Raw genomic sequence first — 16,847 nt, forward strand, 5'->3', positions numbered from 1 at the left:
AAAACCAAAGGCGCAACTCGCATACAAGCAAGTATCGCAAATCCAACTGTCTAATTATTTATCCCACGCCGCACTAGTTGGCACAGACCACTTCAAGTCGTCGACCAGGTAGCCGGTGGAAGCGCTTCGGTCTTCGGCCTGATCACGGGCGGCCGCACTATTTGGTGAGAATCGGTCGGTCGCCTCTTGAAATGTAATTGGCGAATCGCTCAATTCCTGCTTGTGAGAAGCTCCCTCGGCCTGCGCGTTTCAGTGCGGCTTCGACGAATGGGAGCGGTTTCCTGCGGTATGTGCGGTAGATGCTGTCGAGTACTGGTTGCAGTGCCCGGCGTGCGAGGTCTGCTGTTTCCGGGTCTGAACCCCCGAACTTCACTGTCACATTCGGCATTGATACCCCTGTTGGTCGAGTGTCCGATTCCCTGGCCGGAAGCGTACGTATCGGGATCGCGAATCAGTACAGAAACACCAAAACGAGGCGCTAAGTCCCTACTTGCGGTGGATGCGATTCCGTCTTTGGGTTGACGAAAAACAGCCCGACCGCGGCGTGCGGTCCGGCTTCTGTTCTACGACTGCGGGTTACGCCCCGAAGCCGAGGCCGCGGGTTTCGTCTGTTCACGTTGGGTGGCGAATTGCCGATGCTGACGGGTGTTTCGGTCAACCCTGTCCCGTGGTCGACCACCTAGAACGGCGGTTCCACGGTTCCGCAGAAGCTCAATGCCTGTGCCCAACGCCCCGGGATCTGGAAGTCGTAGCTGGTCTGCATCCAAGCTGTTCCATCAGCCTCTGCGATGAATGTCCCGATAGGTAGCGCTCGGAGACCCAAGTCATCGGTGCCAGATTCCGCGATCTCATTGCCAACATGCCCCACGACGTTCTATGGTTCACTACATGAGTAATGAACCAGTGAACACCGGGCATCGATCATCGTGATCGACGACGGACGACCACTGTTCCAGCAGATCGCCGAGCAGATCGAAGGCTCGATCATCGACGGCTCACTGCCGGAAGACGGACAGGTGCCCTCAACCAACGAACTGGCGGCGTTCCACCGAATCAATCCGGCGACGGCAGCCAAGGGCCTCAATCAACTCGTAGGCGAGGGGCTCCTCTACAAGAAACGGGGAATCGGAATGTTCGTCACCGTCGGCGCCCGCGATGCACTCAGGTTCAGACGACGAGAAGCGTTCGCGCGCCAATACATCGAGCCGCTGGTCATGGAGGCCGACCGCCTTCAGATTTCCCTCGACGAACTCAAATCCATGCTGGACGACAGGAAGGCGGACCGATGAACTCGAGCACGACAACGACCAAGTCGCACGTCAGGCGTTTCGACGAAACTGAACTCGTCGCCTCGATGCGAGCAGTGAACAGAAGCTACGGGGACGTCGATGCGCTCTCGGACGTCTCGTTCGAGATCAGCCAGAACAAGATCTACGGCCTGCTCGGCCGTAACGGCGCAGGCAAGACCACGATCATGCAGATACTGACCGGACAAGACCTGCACACCAGCGGCGACGTCGAGGTATTCGGCGCTGCCCCTTTCGAAAATGCCGACGTCCTGGCGAACGTGTGTTTCGTCAAGGAAAGCCAGACGTACCCGGAAGACCTCAAGGTCAAGCACGTACTTGTCGCCGCCGGCCATCTTCTCCCGCATTGGGACCACGCGTTCGCCGAGACACTGCTCGACGACTTCCAACTTCCCCTGTGCCGCAAGGTGAAGAAGCTTTCGCGCGGCATGAGGTCAGCGTTGGGGGTAATCATCGGACTTGCCTCCCGTGCACCGCTCACGCTCTTCGACGAGCCGTATCTCGGCCTCGATGCCGTTGCACGCCAACTGTTCTACGATCGACTGCTTGCGGATTACGCCGAACATCCTCGCACTGTGGTGCTTTCGACTCACCTTATCGACGAGGTAGCCAATCTGCTCGAGCACGTGATCGTCGTAGACAGCGGCCGGATTGTCGTCGACGAGGACGCAGATGCACTGCGAGGTCGCGCCGTAGTGGTATCCGGCCCCATTGATGCGGTGGATGCCGTTGCCACCTCCGGCAGGGTCCTGCGCCGGGAGACACTAGGCGCCCACAGCCGAATCATGTTGCAGGCCGAGGTGACAGAGACCGAGCGAATCCGACTGCGGGAGGCCGGAGTCCAAGTAGAACCGGCATCTTTGCAGGAACTTGTCATCGCGACTTCGACGCAGCGCAAGGAGATCACCGCATGAGCATCGCAACGACAGCGCCACGGACGGTCCCGAAGGCGCCCACCCGGTCCAGGATCGGTTCCGTCCTCAAACTGCACACGGTCGCGTGGCCGTTGCTGATCGCCTGGCCGGTGGGCATCCTGTTGATCTCGTTCCTCATCAGCTTCACCATCTACGCGATCGTCCGGAACGATGAGGGTGAGGGATTCACCGGCAGTGTGTTCTCCGTTTTCGGTTTCGTGCTGGCGTTCTACCTCCAGTCGATGACCCAGACGTTCCCGTTCGCGCTCGGACTCAGCGTGACTCGCCGCGAGTTCTTCACTGCCACCACAGTAATGGCGCTGGCACAGTCCGTAATCTTCGCAATCGCGCTACAACTGCTGTCAGTAGTGGAATCCGCCACCAACGGCTGGGGTGTGCACATGCGCATGTTCGGCATCGCACGCTATTTCACCGACAGCGCAGCCGTTCAGTTGCTCGCACTGTTCGCGACACTGCTGCTGACCAGTTCGATCGCAATGCTGACAGGTGCGATCTACCAGCGGTGGAGGACCACCGGTTTGCTCGCCTCCCTCACCGGCCTCTTCGGTGTGCTCGGCCTGTCAGCGATCGTAATCACCTGGGCCAGCTGGTGGCCGGCGATCGGTTCGTGGTTTGCCGATACTTCCCGAGTGGTGCCGATGGCACTACTTCCATTGGCCCTGGCCATCGCCTGCATAGCCGGAGCCTGGGTCACTTTACGTCGAGCAACGCCCTGACCGAGTAATCATGTGCGACGCCAGATGTCGCACGGTCTCCGAGTGCCCCTCGGATCGACACCGCCCAGGTAGTTCGGCCCCTCCCTAGCCTAGGGGGCCGAACTTCGTAACAGGTCTATCGCGTCCCCGGGTCCGTTCTACTGCCGAGCCACCCGCTCGACAAAACTCGAAGAACGCAGCACCAGTTCATCTTTCCGGTGCTGACGCGCAGCGGAGGCGTCGTAGCCGGTGTAAGGAAGAGGTGGGTCGTTACGAACATTGGCTGAGCATTGGAAGTCTCGACAGATCAGTGTTCCGACCGTGCTGCCGCGGCGACCAGCGGGCCCGGCCAACTTGGCGCCGTAGAAGACGACCTCGTTGGGAAGTCGCGTGTCACGGCACCAGGAGCACTGGGCGCGCGACCGCGGAGTGGCCTCCGCTTGAACGAGCAAGACTCCGATGGTCTCCCCGTCGAGTGTCGGGACGATCGCGTAGGCGCGTCGGCCCATTTTGGGATCTCGCCAGCCCAGATAGTCGAGAACGTCGAAGTCGATGGCGTCGAAGCCGTCCGGCAGGGTGAGATCGGACTTCTCCTTGCGGCTCGCGTTGACGAGGCTGGAACGGATAGATGTATCGGTCAAAATGATCATGGGTGTTTACCAATCGCGGCTCGGTGAAGGTGGGTACAGCTCATGGCCCGATCAGCACCAAGTGCTGTCGGGTCCGAATGCGCTATCTGCTGTCGGCGTAAGCGACGCCGACAACCCCCTCACACCCATAGGGCTTCACCGTGTCCACACCGCGATGGTAGCCACAAGCCTGCGTCACGGGCCACTCTATTTGGCGTCACACCTGCAAGGGCGGGGTTTTGGAAGAGACGAATAGCGCACTGGACAGGAGGAATTCGTGCGACTTCGGATAAGACACGTGGTTCGCCTGCTATCGGTATTCCTGCCTGGTCGCGGAGCGGTCTACCGACTACTGCGAAAGCACTTGCAGGACAATCTCTCCAATAGTCACCGAAATCCCGCAACACAGCAGTCGGGACTCTGCGCTGCAACCGACACAGATGGACAATCCTCACATTCTGCCGATTCAACGTGCCGATCATGCGACAATCGGACCGTGAACGACACCGACAGTGGAGTTTCGCATCCGCACCGATCGCGACTGGTGAGCGTCGGCATCCTCCTCTCTGCCGGTTTACTGTGGTCCACTCCCCTGGCCGCGGCAGCACCCGCCGAATCCGGGCCGGCAAGTTGCGTACCGTTCGGAACCGCCCAACTGCCGCCAGGTGTGCCCTCCGGCGGTGGCCGAGTCGGGCTGGCGCACCTACCGACGTTCACCGGTTCGACGGCCCCTACCTCCGTCGAGATTCGCACGCCGATAACTCAATTCAATCGCTTCTGGGACTTCGCGCTCGTCGACCACGACCTGCTCGCCCGTCCGCGGGAGCCTGGCGTACCGACCACGGAAGCCTGGCATTTCGTGCCGATGCCCGAGTGCCTGCGTGGACGACTGGTCGGGATATCGCTGGACGACGACGAACTGGTTGCAGTCGACGACAACGGCTGGATCTACACGATGGACAACCCGTCGCAGGATCCGCTGGTGTGGAACTGGACCTCAGCGTGGGGTGCGCCTCTGTGGAGTGGCCCAGGCAGACAACTCCCAGGCGACCGGCCGAACGGGTGGGCGCTGAGCGTCTCGTCGCCGTGGGACAACCGAACCTTCACCGACGTCGCGGGACGAATCCACTACGTCGGACTGGCCAAGATGACGATGATCCCCACCTTGACCGGGGACGGTAGCCGGATCACCTATGCGGACCCGTGGCTGCCCAACGACGACAGCTACGAGATCGGCGGCCCGCTTGGTGGTCGGTTCCGGGCCGACTCGCTGTCGGCGGCTGGATCGACCACCTTCGTGATGAACAAGTACGGCGACATGTACACCCGCACATTTGATTTCGACTCTTCGGGCTCCGACTCGATCTTCTTCCGATACAGCTGGGAAGACCAGTCGGGCAAGCCCACCGCACCCAACCTCGTTGCAGAAACGCTCGACCGCAACACCGCCGCGATCCAACTTCCGGCGCCGGACTGGGTGCACCAGCCCAAGATTCCGGGTGAAGTCACATCCGCGATCAGTGTGCACTCACTCGGTCCCGGCCCGAACCGGCGGGAATTGCGCGTCGAGGGCCGCCGCGACGCTGAATCCGGCTTCTGGCACAAGGATCTCGTCGGTGGCGTCTGGGAGTTCACACCGACAGGCGCTCCCATCCTCGGCACAGCGATCGAGAACACGCCGACAGACCGCTCGGCAGACACTCTCGCCCCCGCCGCCCCCTGGCACTTGTCCGCATCCCTGCCCGCTCGCAATGGCGCCATCGACGGCCAAACATTGATCGACATCGGGTTTCCGTACTCTGTCGTGGATCCGCGCCTGCTCGACGCGATCGGCCAGCACGCCCAGCCGTCGGGATACCAGCTGAAGGTGGACCACTTCGACCCGGCCGCCACTACCCGGACCGCGACCGTGACTGCACCTGATGGCACGGCGCTACCAGTCGTCCTGCACACCGCCGACGGGTTGAGGATGTCTCCCCGAGAGTCCGGCCTCGACAGCAATCCGCGCCACCTCGTCGGGGCAATCGAGATCCCGGCGACCGCGTACGCAGATCGGGCATCCAATCCGGCCTTGGATACGTTCGTGCGGGACTGGATGCACGGCAACCACATTGCGGCAATCACCCTCAGCGCCACCGACCACGACTTGGTGATCCGCTAGCTGAAACCCGCGTCGCCCAGGCCCGTTCGTCCATTACGCTCTGTAGATGGCGGAAACCACACGCGACGTGCCGATATCGCCCGTCGACGCGGTTCACGGCCCGCACGGCCCGCTCGCGCTCGCCGGGGCAGCGCTCGTCGAACCCTGGCCGCTTGGCCCGTTGGCCGGCAATGTTCGAGTCGGTTTCACAGCGGCGTCCTACAACGAATACTTCTGGATCGGAATCCAGGCGGATGCAGAGCATCTGCCTCCAGCTTCCAAGATCGCGCACGCCGTCGAGCGAGCTCTCGACGAAATAGCAAGCACTGCAATCTGACTGTGCCCCGCAGGTGATGTCTTGATGTCGGACCACACGCCGCTCATCGCGGGTTCGCACACTCGACCACACCCGCCGAGTGCAGGAGTTCAAGCACCCGATTTAGCTACCACCCAGTAGTAATTTTGTGAGCCTTGACACATCAGTAAGGCACTCAATACTGTTCAGCGGACGATAGTCGTCTCTAATTCGGTCGACTCCGAATCTCCCGAAGACAAGGAACCGAGAACTGATGCGCAACAACCGAACCCACAGTGAATACTCCGCCGAGGGGATCCAGTGACCGAACCGAACGTCCAGTCGAGTTCTGTGATTTCTCCGCGCCAGGCCGGAGGGCTCGCCGCCGTTGGCTTCCTCGCATTTTCCGAAGTCACCAGCGGAATGTTGCAGTCGTGGTACATACCACTCATACCGAAAATCGGACAGAGGCTCGACGTCAACCCCGCACAACTCAACTGGGTCTTGGCGGCATACCTACTTTCGACCGTCATCTGCGTCCCATTACTGGCCAAACTGGGTGACAAATACGGTCATCGTCGCATGGTAATGGTTGTGCTCGGCTCCGTAGCCCTCGGAACGATCCTGACAGCTGTAGCTCCGTCCTTCGGAATCTTCTTGTTGGGCAGGGCCATCCAAGGAACGCTGGGCGCACTACTTCCTCTCGAGCTTGCAATTCTCCGAGAACGCGCGGGTGCCAGTTCAGGACGCGCAATCGGAATTCTCGTGGGGTGTCTTGGCGCCGGAGGAGCCGCAGGAACCCTTTTGGTCGGACTACTCGGAACCAACGCGAGCCTGACTCTGGTCCTCTTCGTGCCCGCGGCACTCGTGCTGGCAAGCCTTGCCACTATTGCACTGTTCGTTCCCGAAACCTCTACCCGTGCAACTGGGTCCATCGACTGGACAGGGGCAGCACTGCTTGGCATCGGCCTCGCGATCTTCCTTGTCGGAATCAGCAACGGAAGCAAACTGGGGTGGACTTCTGCGACAACGCTCATGGCAGTTGGTGGCGGCTTGGCGTTACTTGCCGCTTTCGTCGCGCTCGAAAAGAAGATCAGTACCCCGCTGGTCGATTTGAACTTGTTGACCAAGGGTGGGGTGGGTTTCCTGTTGGGATTGACCGGATTGTTCGGCTTGCAATTCTACGGAGCTGCCACTGTCTCAGCACTGTATTTCGCATCCAAACCCGAAGTCGTCGGGTACGGATTCGGTCTCGATTCGATGGGCATTGCCCTCGCGATCACTCCAGTACCCATCGGCATCATGATTGCGTCGTCACTCGCCGACAGCTTTGCGCGGAGATTCGGCACTCGGACGGCATTGCAGATGTCGGCGATTCTGATTTCCACGTGGTTTGCTGGATTAATCGTATTTCGAGACTCGCAGACCGCGTTCATTTCAATGGGATTTGTCGGCGGCGCCGGAATCGGTTTGTTCGTCGCGATCCTTCCCGCTCTGGTAATTTCGCGCGCACGCCCGGAGGATTCCGCGATAGCGGGTGCTCTGTACAACACATCGCGAACGGTTGCGGGTGCAGTCGCTGGAGCCGTTTTTACCGCAATCATGTCCGGCATGTTGATCAGTGGGTCGAAACTGCCAACTGAGAGTGCATTCGTCGCAATCTGGGCCGTGTGCATCGGAGTCGGTGTTCTGATTTTCGTCTTGGCCCCCTTCCTCAACAAGCTAGGCGGAAAGGCATACCAACCCGAGACGATTGAGCAATTGGTCCATCTTCCGGTCCGAGAATCATCTTGACGCTGCGCGGGAGAAGGCTTTGCCTCGCTTCCTCTCACTTCGAGCAAGAAAGTGACTTCACTTTCGCTGCACCGTCGAGATTGACCCGAACCAACGACTCGACACAGACCCGACGATGGCGCGTGGCATGATGGGTCCATGTCGCGTGCCATGCCACAACCATCTGGTCGTGGGCGACCCAGCGACCCGGACATAGAGACACGCATTCTTTCCTCTGCGTTGGATTTGTACGGAGAACTTGGTTGGGCGAGATTGAACCTCGATATCATCGCCCGACACGCCAAAGTTGGAAAAGCAGCACTCTACCGGCGATGGACGACCAAAGAGCAGATAATGTCGGATGCATTGCGATCGAGCAAGAGAACCGTCCTCGACTTCGATACCGGAACGCTTCGAGGAGACTTGATTGCGATCGGTCACGTCACGGTAGAACAGTTGCTCGGTAAGCACGGCTCAGTACGAATACGAGCCATGATCGATGCAAAGATTTATCCCGAACTATTCGAGGGAGAAATTGCCGACTTTCGCAGTGAGAGCATTGCCGGCGGTCGCGAAATTATCTTTCGGGCAATCGAACGCGGAGAGATCAGCAAAGGAACGTCACCGGCCCTGATTCTCGACGCCGTGGCAGGAACAATTGAGCACCACTATTTGATGACCCCGATGTCCAAAATCAAAGAGTTCGAAGCTGGATCCGACACGTACGTCGAGTTGGTCGTCGACCTCGTTCTCGCGGGCCTCAAATCCCATCCCGGATCCAACGACGAATAACCAACACTGTTGCCGGTAGTTCGACCCCGACGGATAGCCGGGCGAACCATGGAACGATATTGCGCGTGGCCGTTGGAACGGGACTCGAGGTCGTCGACGCTGGGCCCGGTCGGTCAGGATCCGAGCGGATCACGTCCCGTTCACATTTCGGCGCACGAGAAGGAGGCTTGGGAATGACAGAGAACAGTAGTCCCACAATCTTGAGTTGGTCTGTGAAAGAGTCTCTGCTGCAGTATGTTCGCGCGCTGGGTGAGATTTCGTATGTGTCTGGCCTCGTTGAGCTGGGTGACGAATTGGTCTGGCCACTGGCGTCCGATCATCATGACGCAGTCGGGGTTCGGATTGCCGAGTTCAGTGGCGCGATCCATCTTCGTGCTCACGACGGGCTTCTCGATATCGTCATTGCCGATCCGGAAGTTCGTGTGAACGAGACGCAGGGGCAACTGAGCGTGAGGACCGCTCTGGACGCGCCGGAACGCGTCGTGATTGCGACCCTCGATGGTATCGAGAGCTCAGCGTCTGTCCTGCGAGCCGAAGTACAGGTGACCGCCGCCGGCTCAGCTGTGTTCGGCGCCAATTACCCTTCGGGTACGAGACTCTCGCCATTGACAATCGGCAGTGACCGCAACTGACAGACATCTTGCGGTCTTTCAGAATGGATCGAGGGACACGTTGTCCTCCTCCCCCATCTCGACTGCGGACGCGTAACGCACTGCGTGGCGCTCCAACGCCACGGCTGCTTGGGCCTTCCCTTCCCACTGGTCCCGCAGAGTAGATCCGTTACTCGTCGATCGCGAAACCCTCGCCGTCGAGAACTCGATGTCAGTGCGAGTGAAGGTGCACCGCTCGAAGTTGGTGGACGCGGAGAATCGCGCGCTTTGGAAGGTGCAATCGACAAAGGCGGTATCGGCGAACTCCGCGCCTGCCAGGTCCGAGTCGTCGAATGCGCACCGCTCGAACAAGGTATTGGGCACAGAGCGGAGCCTGTGTGCTTTCATCCCGGTGAAATCGCAATCGACGACCTTCGGTCCGATCGTCAGACGCGAAGCAGTGACTCCCCGGAAACTGCATCGCTCGAATCGGCGATTGAGTCGTTGCTGACTCGTCAGCGCAGCGAAATCGAAACGGCAGTTGAACATCTCAGCCTCGAAGGCGGTGAGCGCGCCCCGTACGTAGCTCAGATCAACACGTTCGAGTGCGAGGAATCTGAGGTCGAGACCATCGCTACCGACGACTAGACCGCGCAGATCCACGAAACCGTCATCGGTCTCTGCCCAACGAGAAGTGAGAGTGTGAGGGGGCTTGACAATCCGCGACTGGACGACCAATTGCGCGCGCAGATTCTCGACATCCTCATCCGCCCAGCGGCGGCGCAGTGCGGTGATCTCGGCCTTCTTCACAGATCGATCGTATCGAGCACCGAAAACCGGTGTGTGCCTGCCAAGAGACGGGCCACCTGTAGCCGGGTCACTATCCGATTCATCCCGTCGTCGGGGCAACGCATATTGTCGAGAGGTCCTGACTGATTCGAGCCTGCAAGCCGGTGTCATCTCGACACTGTCGTCGCACTGGGAGGCGAAAGATGTTCACACCCGTGGAATTCGGCAAGGTCTCGGTGTTGATTCCGGAGAACGGTGGAGCCGTCCCCTACGGAAACACCGTGGTGGTGAGCGGATCCGAAGGCACCCTCGTCATGGACCCTTCCCTTTCTCTCGACCGCGACCCCGTCGGCGCGGATCTCGTATTCGTCAGCCACGGCCACGAAGACCACATCGCCGGACTACGTCACTTCGACACACCGGTTTACGCGCACCACCTCGACGCACCCGCGGTTGCATCCCTCGACACGCTGCTCACCAACTACGGCGTTCCCCCAGGCCAACGAGCCGAGGTCCAGCAATCGATAGCAACTCAGTACGGCATCCCCTCGACGCACGAGAATGTGGCGGGGATCGATGACGGTCACGTCTTCGACCTCGGCGACCGCACCGCGACAGTCATTCATTTGCCTGGTCATACTCGCGGACACTGCGGCGTCCTTGTCGAGCCCGACGGCTTCTTCTACGTCGCCGACATCGACCTCACCTCCTTCGGCCCGATGTACGGCGATCTTGGCAGCAGCGTCAACGACTTTCTCGACTCCATCGACCACGTCGCAACGATCGACGCGCGTTGGTACGGAACTTTCCACCAGAAAGGCGTGATCGAGGGCAGCGAGGAATTCCGTCGACGCTTGACCGCCTACCGGGACAAACTCCTCAGCCGCGAAGAACGACTCGTCAACTTCCTCGATGAACCACAACGCTTGGAAGACATCGTCGCCCACCGCCTCGTCTACCGGCCCCACGTCAGTGCCCCGTACGTCGACGCCGTCGAACGGCGAACAGCGCAACTTCACCTCGAACGACTTATCGCATCCGGCGCCGTCATCACAGTCGCAGACAAGACGTACCGTCGTGCCCTCTGACGTTGTAGTAGGCAACCTGCCGCTCGACGATCACTCGTAGCATAATCTTCGGCATGAATTGGAACAGTTCCACAGATACCGGATGGTTTGTCAATCTTGCCGAAGACGGTTCAGCCGTAACGATTTTCGATCCATCGGGAAGCGTCTACGGCGCACTGTTCCCAACACACACGGACGAGGGCGATCAGACGCCAGGTAGAAGGAAGCGGGATTCGTCGATCGCCGCTCGAGATCGACAGGTTCTCACCTTCCGCAAAGGCCATCCCGCAACACTTCGATTGTCCGGAGGGATGACCGGAACTGTGACAGATCAACAACCCAAGGCAATGCGTCGAAAGAACAAGCGATGCGAAGTGGTCATCTCCGACCGGACGTATGTCTTCGCGCATTCATCGAGTCGGAGAGCGACAGCTCTCCGCGACGGATCCGCCTTGGCGCACATGGCCCGCGGACGCTGGTCAAACCGAAGTACCGTCACTCGGAAAACCGTGTCGGTAACGGACGCACTCGACGAGTGCGTGCTGACGCTATTCCAGAAAGTAGTGACTCCCGGCCGTACCGGAGCATTCGATCAGGTGATATCGGACCTCAGCAGTATCTGACACAGCGGTGCCGTCATGGTGTGGTTCCTCCATCGCTGGCTCGTTGCTGGGGATTGCCGTGGCGGACGAACTGTGCCGTACGCCACATTCAGTGGATCTCAACCGCACTCGAGACACTAGCTTTCAACTACCTGGTCCACGCCCATACCCCGGATGAGGCAAGACTTCTTGCGTCATCGACTGATGTCCACGCGGTTTGTGGGTGACCGACCATCGGTATTCCTCAGGTTCAACCGGTTTCGGTAGAACATCACGGATCGGAAGGCTGAAACTCGAATCATGGACACTGTCGACGACTTGGATCTACTCACCCAGCGACTGTCACCGGGCGCGATGACCACCGATCCAGATCTCCTCCAATCCTATCGACAGGACTGGAGTTTCGACCCCGCAGCAGGCACACCGGTAGCCGTTGTTCGTGCATCGACGACATCAGACGTGCAGGAGACCCTTCGCTTCGCCGACAGCCGAAGTATTTCAGTTGTCCCACGGGGCGCCGGAACCAGTGTCGTCGGCGGATCCACGGCCATCGACGGCGCGATAACCCTCAGCCTCGAACGAATGAGATCGATCCGGATCGACGCATCGTCACGCACGGCAATCGTCGAACCGGGCGCACTCACCAACGATGTGAAAGCCGCTGCCGCAAAAGAAGGTTTGTACTATCCACCAGACCCGTCGTCATTCGAGATCTGCTCGATCGGCGGCAACGCCGCAACCAACGCGGGTGGTCCTTGTTGCGTGAAATACGGCGTTACCAGCGACTACATTCTGGGAATGACCGTTGTGCTAGCGGATGGGTCCATCGCTGAACTCGGCGGAAACCGCATCAAGGACACCCCCGGGCTCTCGTTGACGAAGTTGTTCGTGGGCAGCGAAGGCACTCTGGGAGTGATAACCGAACTGACACTTCGGCTCATCCCTCAGCCCCCGACTCCTCACACATTGGTGGCCTTCTTCCCGCTGATGTCCGAGGCCGTCACCGCCGCACGGGACATCACAAACCACACACGCCCCTCAGAACTCGAAATCCTCGACAATGCCGCCATCAAGGTGGCTGAAGAGTTCCTTCGCATGGAACTCGACACCGACGCCGGGGCACTCCTCATCGGGCGCTCCGACGCCGGCAACGCCGCAGAGGCCGAGATGGAACTGATGCGCACGTACTGCGAAAAACGGGGAGCCTCAGCTGTATTCGTCACCGACGACCATCACGAAGGTGAGCTGTTCATCCGTCCGCGCTACGCCGTCTACGAAGCCTTCGAGCAGAAAGGCGTGGTCATCGGCGACGATGTTGCCGTCCCGATCGACAAGCTCCCTGAGCTCACCGACGGTATAGCCGACATAGCAAATCGCAACAACACCACTGTCGTCAGCTACACCCACGCCGCGGACGAGCTCACACACCCCGTCCTCAACTATCCGGTCGGCGACGAAGCGGCCGCAGCATCTGCAGCCGCGGCGAGACGAGAGATCTATGACCTCGTGAGGGCACTGGGAGGGACCGTGACAACAGAATACGGCGTGGGACAACACAAACGAGGAAACCTGTCGAATGCCTTGGACCCGGTCGTGATCAAGCTGAACAGGGCAATCAAGAACGCCGTCGACCCCAACAACATCTTGAACCCGCGCGTTCTGATCCCGTAGAGGCCACAAAGGTCGAGTAATCAGCGACCCGAGTTCGGCACACATCCTCCCGAATCTCGGTCCGAAGTCTCAACCGAAAAATCTGGCACTCGAGGTTGCAGAGTGCTAGATTCTTTGGTTATCATGTTCTCGCACAGTGAGTTCGGTCGCCGTCGAGGTGACGGTGACCTTTCTTCGACGATACGGGAGGTGTGTTGCTGTGCTTCGTTTCGATCCTTTCACCGACATCGACGCGATCACCAAATCCTTGCTTGCTACCGGAACCGGTAGTAACCGAAGTCCACGCTTCATGCCGATGGACCTCTACAAGGTCGATGACCACTACGTCCTGCATGCCGATCTCCCCGGCGTCGACCCGGGATCGGTGGACGTACAGGTAGACGGCTCGACTCTGACCTTGACCGCGCACCGTAGTGCCCTCTCCGAAGAGGGCGTGACGTGGCTGGCCGGTGAGCGTTTCACGGGAACGTACAGAAGGCAGTTGTCCATCAGCGAGGACATCGATTCCGAGCGGATCGTCGCCTCGTACGACAACGGCGTATTGACCGTGAGCTTGCCGATCGCCGAGAAGGCAAAACCGAGGCGAATCGAAATCTCGTCGGCGGCTCCTGTCCGATCTGCACATTCCGAGACGGAAGCTCGGGGACAGATCGAAGCCTGACCTGATCGGATCTGTAGCGCTACCCACACGCCTGGATCACGCTGCAAAATTCTGCAGTCCTGGCGCGAAATCGCATGCACAAGAACCTTTCATCCCAGGAGGTCTCCTATGTCCGCGACAACCGTTGCCCCCGAACCCACTCTCGCTGAACCGGTGCTCTGGAACGAAGACCCGCAGCGGCAAAAGTGGTGGAAGCGCATACTCGCAACCAGTCCACCGGAGAATCCCCACAACGAAGAGTTTCAACCCTGACAAGGCGACACAAATTTCGCCAAATATGTTGTCCAGCACATGAAACGATGCCTTCCGTCCGTTCATCTCGCGAACGGGCGGAGGGCGCCGTTCAGGCGTCTTCCCACACGCGCAGCGTGCAGGTCGTTCACCGTGCAATCTGCGCAAGCCAGCCGGCACTCGATGCGAGAGTTGCCCGAAATGGGCGAAGCAGGACGAAACACTCACACAACCAGGACGAAGCTCGACGCCGCTCTCCAACCGTGACACGTACGGTTGACATGTAAACGTCAGTGACCTCGCTGGCGTTCACCGGCCTCGTCGGTCCCCTGAATTGTGTGACCGTCGAGGTCGTCTCATGTCGCCACCCAACGTGGCACCGGTCAGGCTTCTGCACTCGACGGCGGCGAAGCCGTCGCCAGACCCTCCAGAAGAATTGCCAGGCCGCGCTCGAGTTCGTCCCGTCCGTCGTAGTGAGCCATGACCGTGGCCATCGACCGCAACCTCGGGAACTCGGCAAGCGGAAGCCGATGCAGACCTAGCCGCAGCAGATCGTCCGTCTCCTCGGGCTTTTCGACTACTTCTTGAAGCTCGTTGAGAATATGCCCGTTGAGGAAACCGAAGACCGCCCGGAAGATGTGCAAAGCGTCCTCGGGGGTGAAACCGGCCCGCACCAACAGTTCCAAGATCGCCTCGAGGTAACGCAACGTCCCCGGAGAACGCAATCCGAGCGGCGTCGCCAGTGGCCGAGTGACCAGCAAAGGGACCACGTTGGGATGCTCGAGCGCGAGGCGGCGATACCCATACGCAACCGCGTGCAGTTGCCCTCTCCAGTCGCGATCGGACGGATCGACGACCAGTTGTTCGAGCACAGTCTCTACCACCCCGTCCAACAGCGCGGCCTTGTTTTCCGCATACCGGTAGAGAGTCATCGGATTTCTGTCGAGCGCTTTCCCCAGTCGCCGCATGGAAAGGCCTTCCACACCTTCCCCGTCGATGATCGCCAACGCCGTCGACAGAACCACGGCACGATTGATCGACGTCTCACGACCTACAACTGGAAACGGTTCCACGCTGACGCGCTTCGAGGGGGTTTCGATCATCCACGAAACATACACCGTATACCTACATATTGACAGAACAGGCCGATTGGTTTATCTTTCAAATACGTCTTGCGTGTACAACGTATACACACATCGTATAGCCGGAATGTCCGGATTTACGTGGGCGCTCATCGATACGTCCCGGCGCCGGAGTCGGCGCGGACGTTCGGACTCACTTTCGTCGCATGAGTCCCTTCTTCAAAGGATCGAAGATGAACAGAACATGACAGCACCCACCGCAACACGACGCTCGCGGTTCTTTCAATTCTCAGGCATTGCAACGATTTCCGTATTCTCCGTCGGCATTCTCGTCCTGCCGGCCGGCACTGCCGGCGCGGAAGCGACCGCTGTCGGACTCGGCACCGCTGAGCCCTTTGCAGTCCTTGCCGGAGCAGGAATCACCAACACCGGACCGACAACCCTCGGTGGCGATATCGGCACGTATCCGACGCCGACCATCACCGGTGTATCGGACCTGACGATCACCGGCACCAACCATGGCGGCGACGCGGTATCGCAGGGAGCGAAACCCGATGTATTGACTGCCTACAACACTCTCGCCGGTCAGGGCCCCACACAACCAACCGGAGCTGACTTGACCGGCAGGACACTGGTTTCGGGTGTCTACAATTCCGGATCGTCGATCGCCCTCTCGGGTACCGTCACCCTCGACGCTCAAGGTGACCCGGATGCCGTCTTCGTCTTCCAAGCCGGATCAACGCTGATCACGTCGTCGTCGAGCACCGTCGCGTTGATCAACGGGACGCAGGCATGCAATGTTTTCTGGCAGGTTGGTAGCTCCGCCACTCTCGGCACCAATTCCGTATTCCGAGGAAACCTGTTGGCACTGACAGACATTACTGCCACCACGGAGGCCACCGTCGAGGGTCGCCTGTTGGCGATCAACGGCGCGGTCACTCTCGATACGAACACCATAACCACCCCCACCTGCGCGCCTCCGGTCACGACCACAACCCCGACCGTCACTACGACGACTACGGTCCCGCCCGACACGACGACAACCACCACGACGGCCGTCCCGCCCGACACGACGACAACCACCACGACGGCCGTGCCGCCAGAGGTGACTACAACCACGGTGGGCACCCCCGTTGGAACGGTGACCACCACGGTGGGCGTACCTCCGGTCATCACGACCAGCCGAAACAATCCGTCGATACCCACGATTCCCGGTTTACCGCCACTACCGGGAACACCTCCGACTGTGCACGGGACAGTTACCATCCCGTCTCAGGTCCCGACGACGTCGGCTTCACGAACGAGTGCCCCGACCACTCAACCTGAAAGACCCGAATCCCCAACTGGCCGAACCCCTCAGGTACCGCAGGTACCACGAGGCTCGGTAGACACCGGCGACGGGAGCACACAATCTCAACGCGGCGCACAGCCCAGCGGGGGGTCGATCGCCCTGCTCGTCAGTGTCTTCAGCGTCGTAGCAGTATCGGTCCTCGTCATCCGTCGGACAAGTCGATAGATGAAAAACAAGAATTCCGTGATGGCTCCGCGAACTCGCCGAGCTATCACGGCTGTCGCCCTTGCTGTTTCG

Annotated in this window: 17 protein-coding genes and 1 pseudogene; 15 read left to right on the forward strand and 3 right to left on the reverse strand. The window is 59.8% G+C overall.

The genetic code is table 11. From position 1 onward, the window contains the following. Positions 1-926: 926 nt before the first annotated feature. From V3587_RS27185 to V3587_RS27195, 3 genes are read left to right on the forward strand one after another with little or no spacing between them, the layout of a single operon-like run. Positions 927-1,289: a GntR family transcriptional regulator gene (locus tag V3587_RS27185; RefSeq protein WP_019747490.1), complete on the forward strand. Its 363-nt coding sequence runs from the start codon at positions 927-929 to the stop codon at positions 1,287-1,289. Next, the gene (locus V3587_RS27190; RefSeq protein ID WP_283377492.1) at positions 1,286-2,221 is read left to right on the forward strand and encodes an ABC transporter ATP-binding protein; all 936 of its coding nucleotides are present in this window, start codon (positions 1,286-1,288) and stop codon (positions 2,219-2,221) included. Before V3587_RS27185 ends, V3587_RS27190 begins: the two co-directional genes overlap by 4 nt. Next, complete coding sequence (locus V3587_RS27195; RefSeq protein WP_283377491.1) at positions 2,218-2,958, forward strand: ABC transporter permease; 741 nt, start codon at positions 2,218-2,220, stop codon at positions 2,956-2,958. The genes V3587_RS27190 and V3587_RS27195 overlap by 4 nt, the downstream gene beginning before the upstream one ends. A 137-nt stretch (positions 2,959-3,095) precedes the next feature. Here V3587_RS27195 and V3587_RS27200 read toward each other — a convergent pair whose 3' ends face one another. After that, a complete protein-coding gene (locus V3587_RS27200) occupies positions 3,096-3,587 on the reverse strand; it encodes an FBP domain-containing protein (protein WP_095971824.1) in 492 nt (163 codons plus the stop codon). Positions 3,588-4,062: 475 nt separating this feature from the next. Here V3587_RS27200 and V3587_RS27205 point away from each other — a divergent pair, with 475 nt between their 5' ends. The 6 genes and pseudogenes from V3587_RS27205 (at position 4,063) to V3587_RS27225 (ending at position 9,198) form a co-directional block, all read left to right on the forward strand. Beyond that, positions 4,063-5,727 (forward strand): hypothetical protein, encoded by a 1,665-nt coding sequence (locus V3587_RS27205; protein ID WP_283377490.1) that lies wholly within the window; start codon positions 4,063-4,065, stop codon positions 5,725-5,727. A 46-nt stretch (positions 5,728-5,773) separates the two neighbouring features. After that, positions 5,774-6,043 carry a WS/DGAT domain-containing protein gene (locus V3587_RS27210; RefSeq protein ID WP_283377489.1) on the forward strand — a complete coding sequence of 90 codons (270 nt, stop codon included), beginning with the start codon at positions 5,774-5,776 and terminating at the stop codon, positions 6,041-6,043. Positions 6,044-6,322: 279 nt separating this feature from the next. Beyond that, complete coding sequence (locus V3587_RS27215) at positions 6,323-7,795, forward strand: MFS transporter (RefSeq protein ID WP_283377488.1); 1,473 nt, start codon at positions 6,323-6,325, stop codon at positions 7,793-7,795. Positions 7,796-7,945: 150 nt separating this feature from the next. Continuing rightward, positions 7,946-8,119 (forward strand): annotated as a pseudogene (locus V3587_RS30730) (helix-turn-helix domain-containing protein); the annotation flags it as partial. Positions 8,120-8,128: 9 nt separating this feature from the next. Continuing rightward, positions 8,129-8,566: a TetR-like C-terminal domain-containing protein gene (locus tag V3587_RS27220; protein ID WP_253252960.1), complete on the forward strand. Its 438-nt coding sequence runs from the start codon at positions 8,129-8,131 to the stop codon at positions 8,564-8,566. A 173-nt stretch (positions 8,567-8,739) separates the two neighbouring features. Next, positions 8,740-9,198, forward strand: coding sequence for an HtaA domain-containing protein (locus tag V3587_RS27225; protein WP_143538676.1), 459 nt, complete (start codon positions 8,740-8,742; stop codon positions 9,196-9,198). Positions 9,199-9,216: 18 nt separating this feature from the next. Here the strand turns inward: V3587_RS27225 and V3587_RS27230 are convergent, their stop codons facing one another. Continuing rightward, a complete protein-coding gene (locus V3587_RS27230; protein ID WP_283377487.1) occupies positions 9,217-9,966 on the reverse strand; it encodes a pentapeptide repeat-containing protein in 750 nt (249 codons plus the stop codon). 182 nt (positions 9,967-10,148) lie between these two features. On the opposite strand from V3587_RS27230, the gene V3587_RS27235 reads away from it, so the two are divergent. The 5 genes from V3587_RS27235 to V3587_RS27255 all read left to right on the forward strand — a co-directional run bounded on the left by V3587_RS27235 (position 10,149) and on the right by V3587_RS27255 (position 14,198). Beyond that, complete coding sequence (locus V3587_RS27235; RefSeq protein ID WP_283377486.1) at positions 10,149-11,033, forward strand: MBL fold metallo-hydrolase; 885 nt, start codon at positions 10,149-10,151, stop codon at positions 11,031-11,033. 53 nt (positions 11,034-11,086) lie between these two features. Then, positions 11,087-11,635, forward strand: coding sequence for a hypothetical protein (locus tag V3587_RS27240; RefSeq protein WP_166812257.1), 549 nt, complete (start codon positions 11,087-11,089; stop codon positions 11,633-11,635). 279 nt (positions 11,636-11,914) lie between these two features. Further along, a complete protein-coding gene (locus V3587_RS27245) occupies positions 11,915-13,285 on the forward strand; it encodes an FAD-binding oxidoreductase (RefSeq protein WP_235171473.1) in 1,371 nt (456 codons plus the stop codon). A 199-nt stretch (positions 13,286-13,484) separates the two neighbouring features. After that, complete coding sequence (locus tag V3587_RS27250) at positions 13,485-13,946, forward strand: Hsp20/alpha crystallin family protein (RefSeq protein ID WP_235171472.1); 462 nt, start codon at positions 13,485-13,487, stop codon at positions 13,944-13,946. Between the two features lie 108 nt (positions 13,947-14,054). Continuing rightward, positions 14,055-14,198, forward strand: a complete 144-nt coding sequence (locus V3587_RS27255; protein ID WP_235171471.1) for a hypothetical protein — start codon at positions 14,055-14,057, stop codon at positions 14,196-14,198. 362 nt (positions 14,199-14,560) lie between these two features. On the opposite strand, the gene V3587_RS27260 is transcribed toward V3587_RS27255, so the two are convergent. Further along, on the reverse strand, positions 14,561-15,280 hold the full coding sequence (locus V3587_RS27260) for a TetR/AcrR family transcriptional regulator C-terminal domain-containing protein (RefSeq protein WP_283377485.1): 720 nt from the start codon (positions 15,278-15,280) through the stop codon (positions 14,561-14,563). A 223-nt stretch (positions 15,281-15,503) separates the two neighbouring features. On the opposite strand from V3587_RS27260, the gene V3587_RS27265 reads away from it, so the two are divergent. Next, a complete protein-coding gene (locus V3587_RS27265; protein ID WP_283377484.1) occupies positions 15,504-16,775 on the forward strand; it encodes an ice-binding family protein in 1,272 nt (423 codons plus the stop codon). Positions 16,776-16,847: the final 72 nt, after the last annotated feature.

The sequence above is a fragment of the Rhodococcus sp. IEGM 1306 genome, from assembly GCF_036541985.1.
Classification (GTDB): domain Bacteria; phylum Actinomycetota; class Actinomycetes; order Mycobacteriales; family Mycobacteriaceae; genus Rhodococcus_F; species Rhodococcus_F qingshengii.

Bases quoted from the DNA above. Each gene is read 5' to 3' on its own strand.
- V3587_RS27220 (WP_253252960.1), top strand. From the start codon at position 8,129: ATGTCGGATGCATTGCGATCGAGCAAGAGAACCGTCCTCGACTTCGAT.
- V3587_RS27260 (WP_283377485.1), bottom strand. From the start codon at position 15,280: ATGATCGAAACCCCCTCGAAGCGCGTCAGCGTGGAACCGTTTCCAGTT.
- V3587_RS27240 (WP_166812257.1), top strand. From the start codon at position 11,087: ATGAATTGGAACAGTTCCACAGATACCGGATGGTTTGTCAATCTTGCC.
- V3587_RS27195 (WP_283377491.1), top strand. From the start codon at position 2,218: ATGAGCATCGCAACGACAGCGCCACGGACGGTCCCGAAGGCGCCCACC.
- V3587_RS27210 (WP_283377489.1), top strand. From the start codon at position 5,774: ATGGCGGAAACCACACGCGACGTGCCGATATCGCCCGTCGACGCGGTT.
- V3587_RS27200 (WP_095971824.1), bottom strand. From the start codon at position 3,587: ATGATCATTTTGACCGATACATCTATCCGTTCCAGCCTCGTCAACGCG.
- V3587_RS27245 (WP_235171473.1), top strand. From the start codon at position 11,915: ATGGACACTGTCGACGACTTGGATCTACTCACCCAGCGACTGTCACCG.
- V3587_RS27265 (WP_283377484.1), top strand. From the start codon at position 15,504: ATGACAGCACCCACCGCAACACGACGCTCGCGGTTCTTTCAATTCTCA.
- V3587_RS27235 (WP_283377486.1), top strand. From the start codon at position 10,149: ATGTTCACACCCGTGGAATTCGGCAAGGTCTCGGTGTTGATTCCGGAG.
- V3587_RS27225 (WP_143538676.1), top strand. From the start codon at position 8,740: ATGACAGAGAACAGTAGTCCCACAATCTTGAGTTGGTCTGTGAAAGAG.
- V3587_RS27255 (WP_235171471.1), top strand. From the start codon at position 14,055: ATGTCCGCGACAACCGTTGCCCCCGAACCCACTCTCGCTGAACCGGTG.
- V3587_RS27190 (WP_283377492.1), top strand. From the start codon at position 1,286: ATGAACTCGAGCACGACAACGACCAAGTCGCACGTCAGGCGTTTCGAC.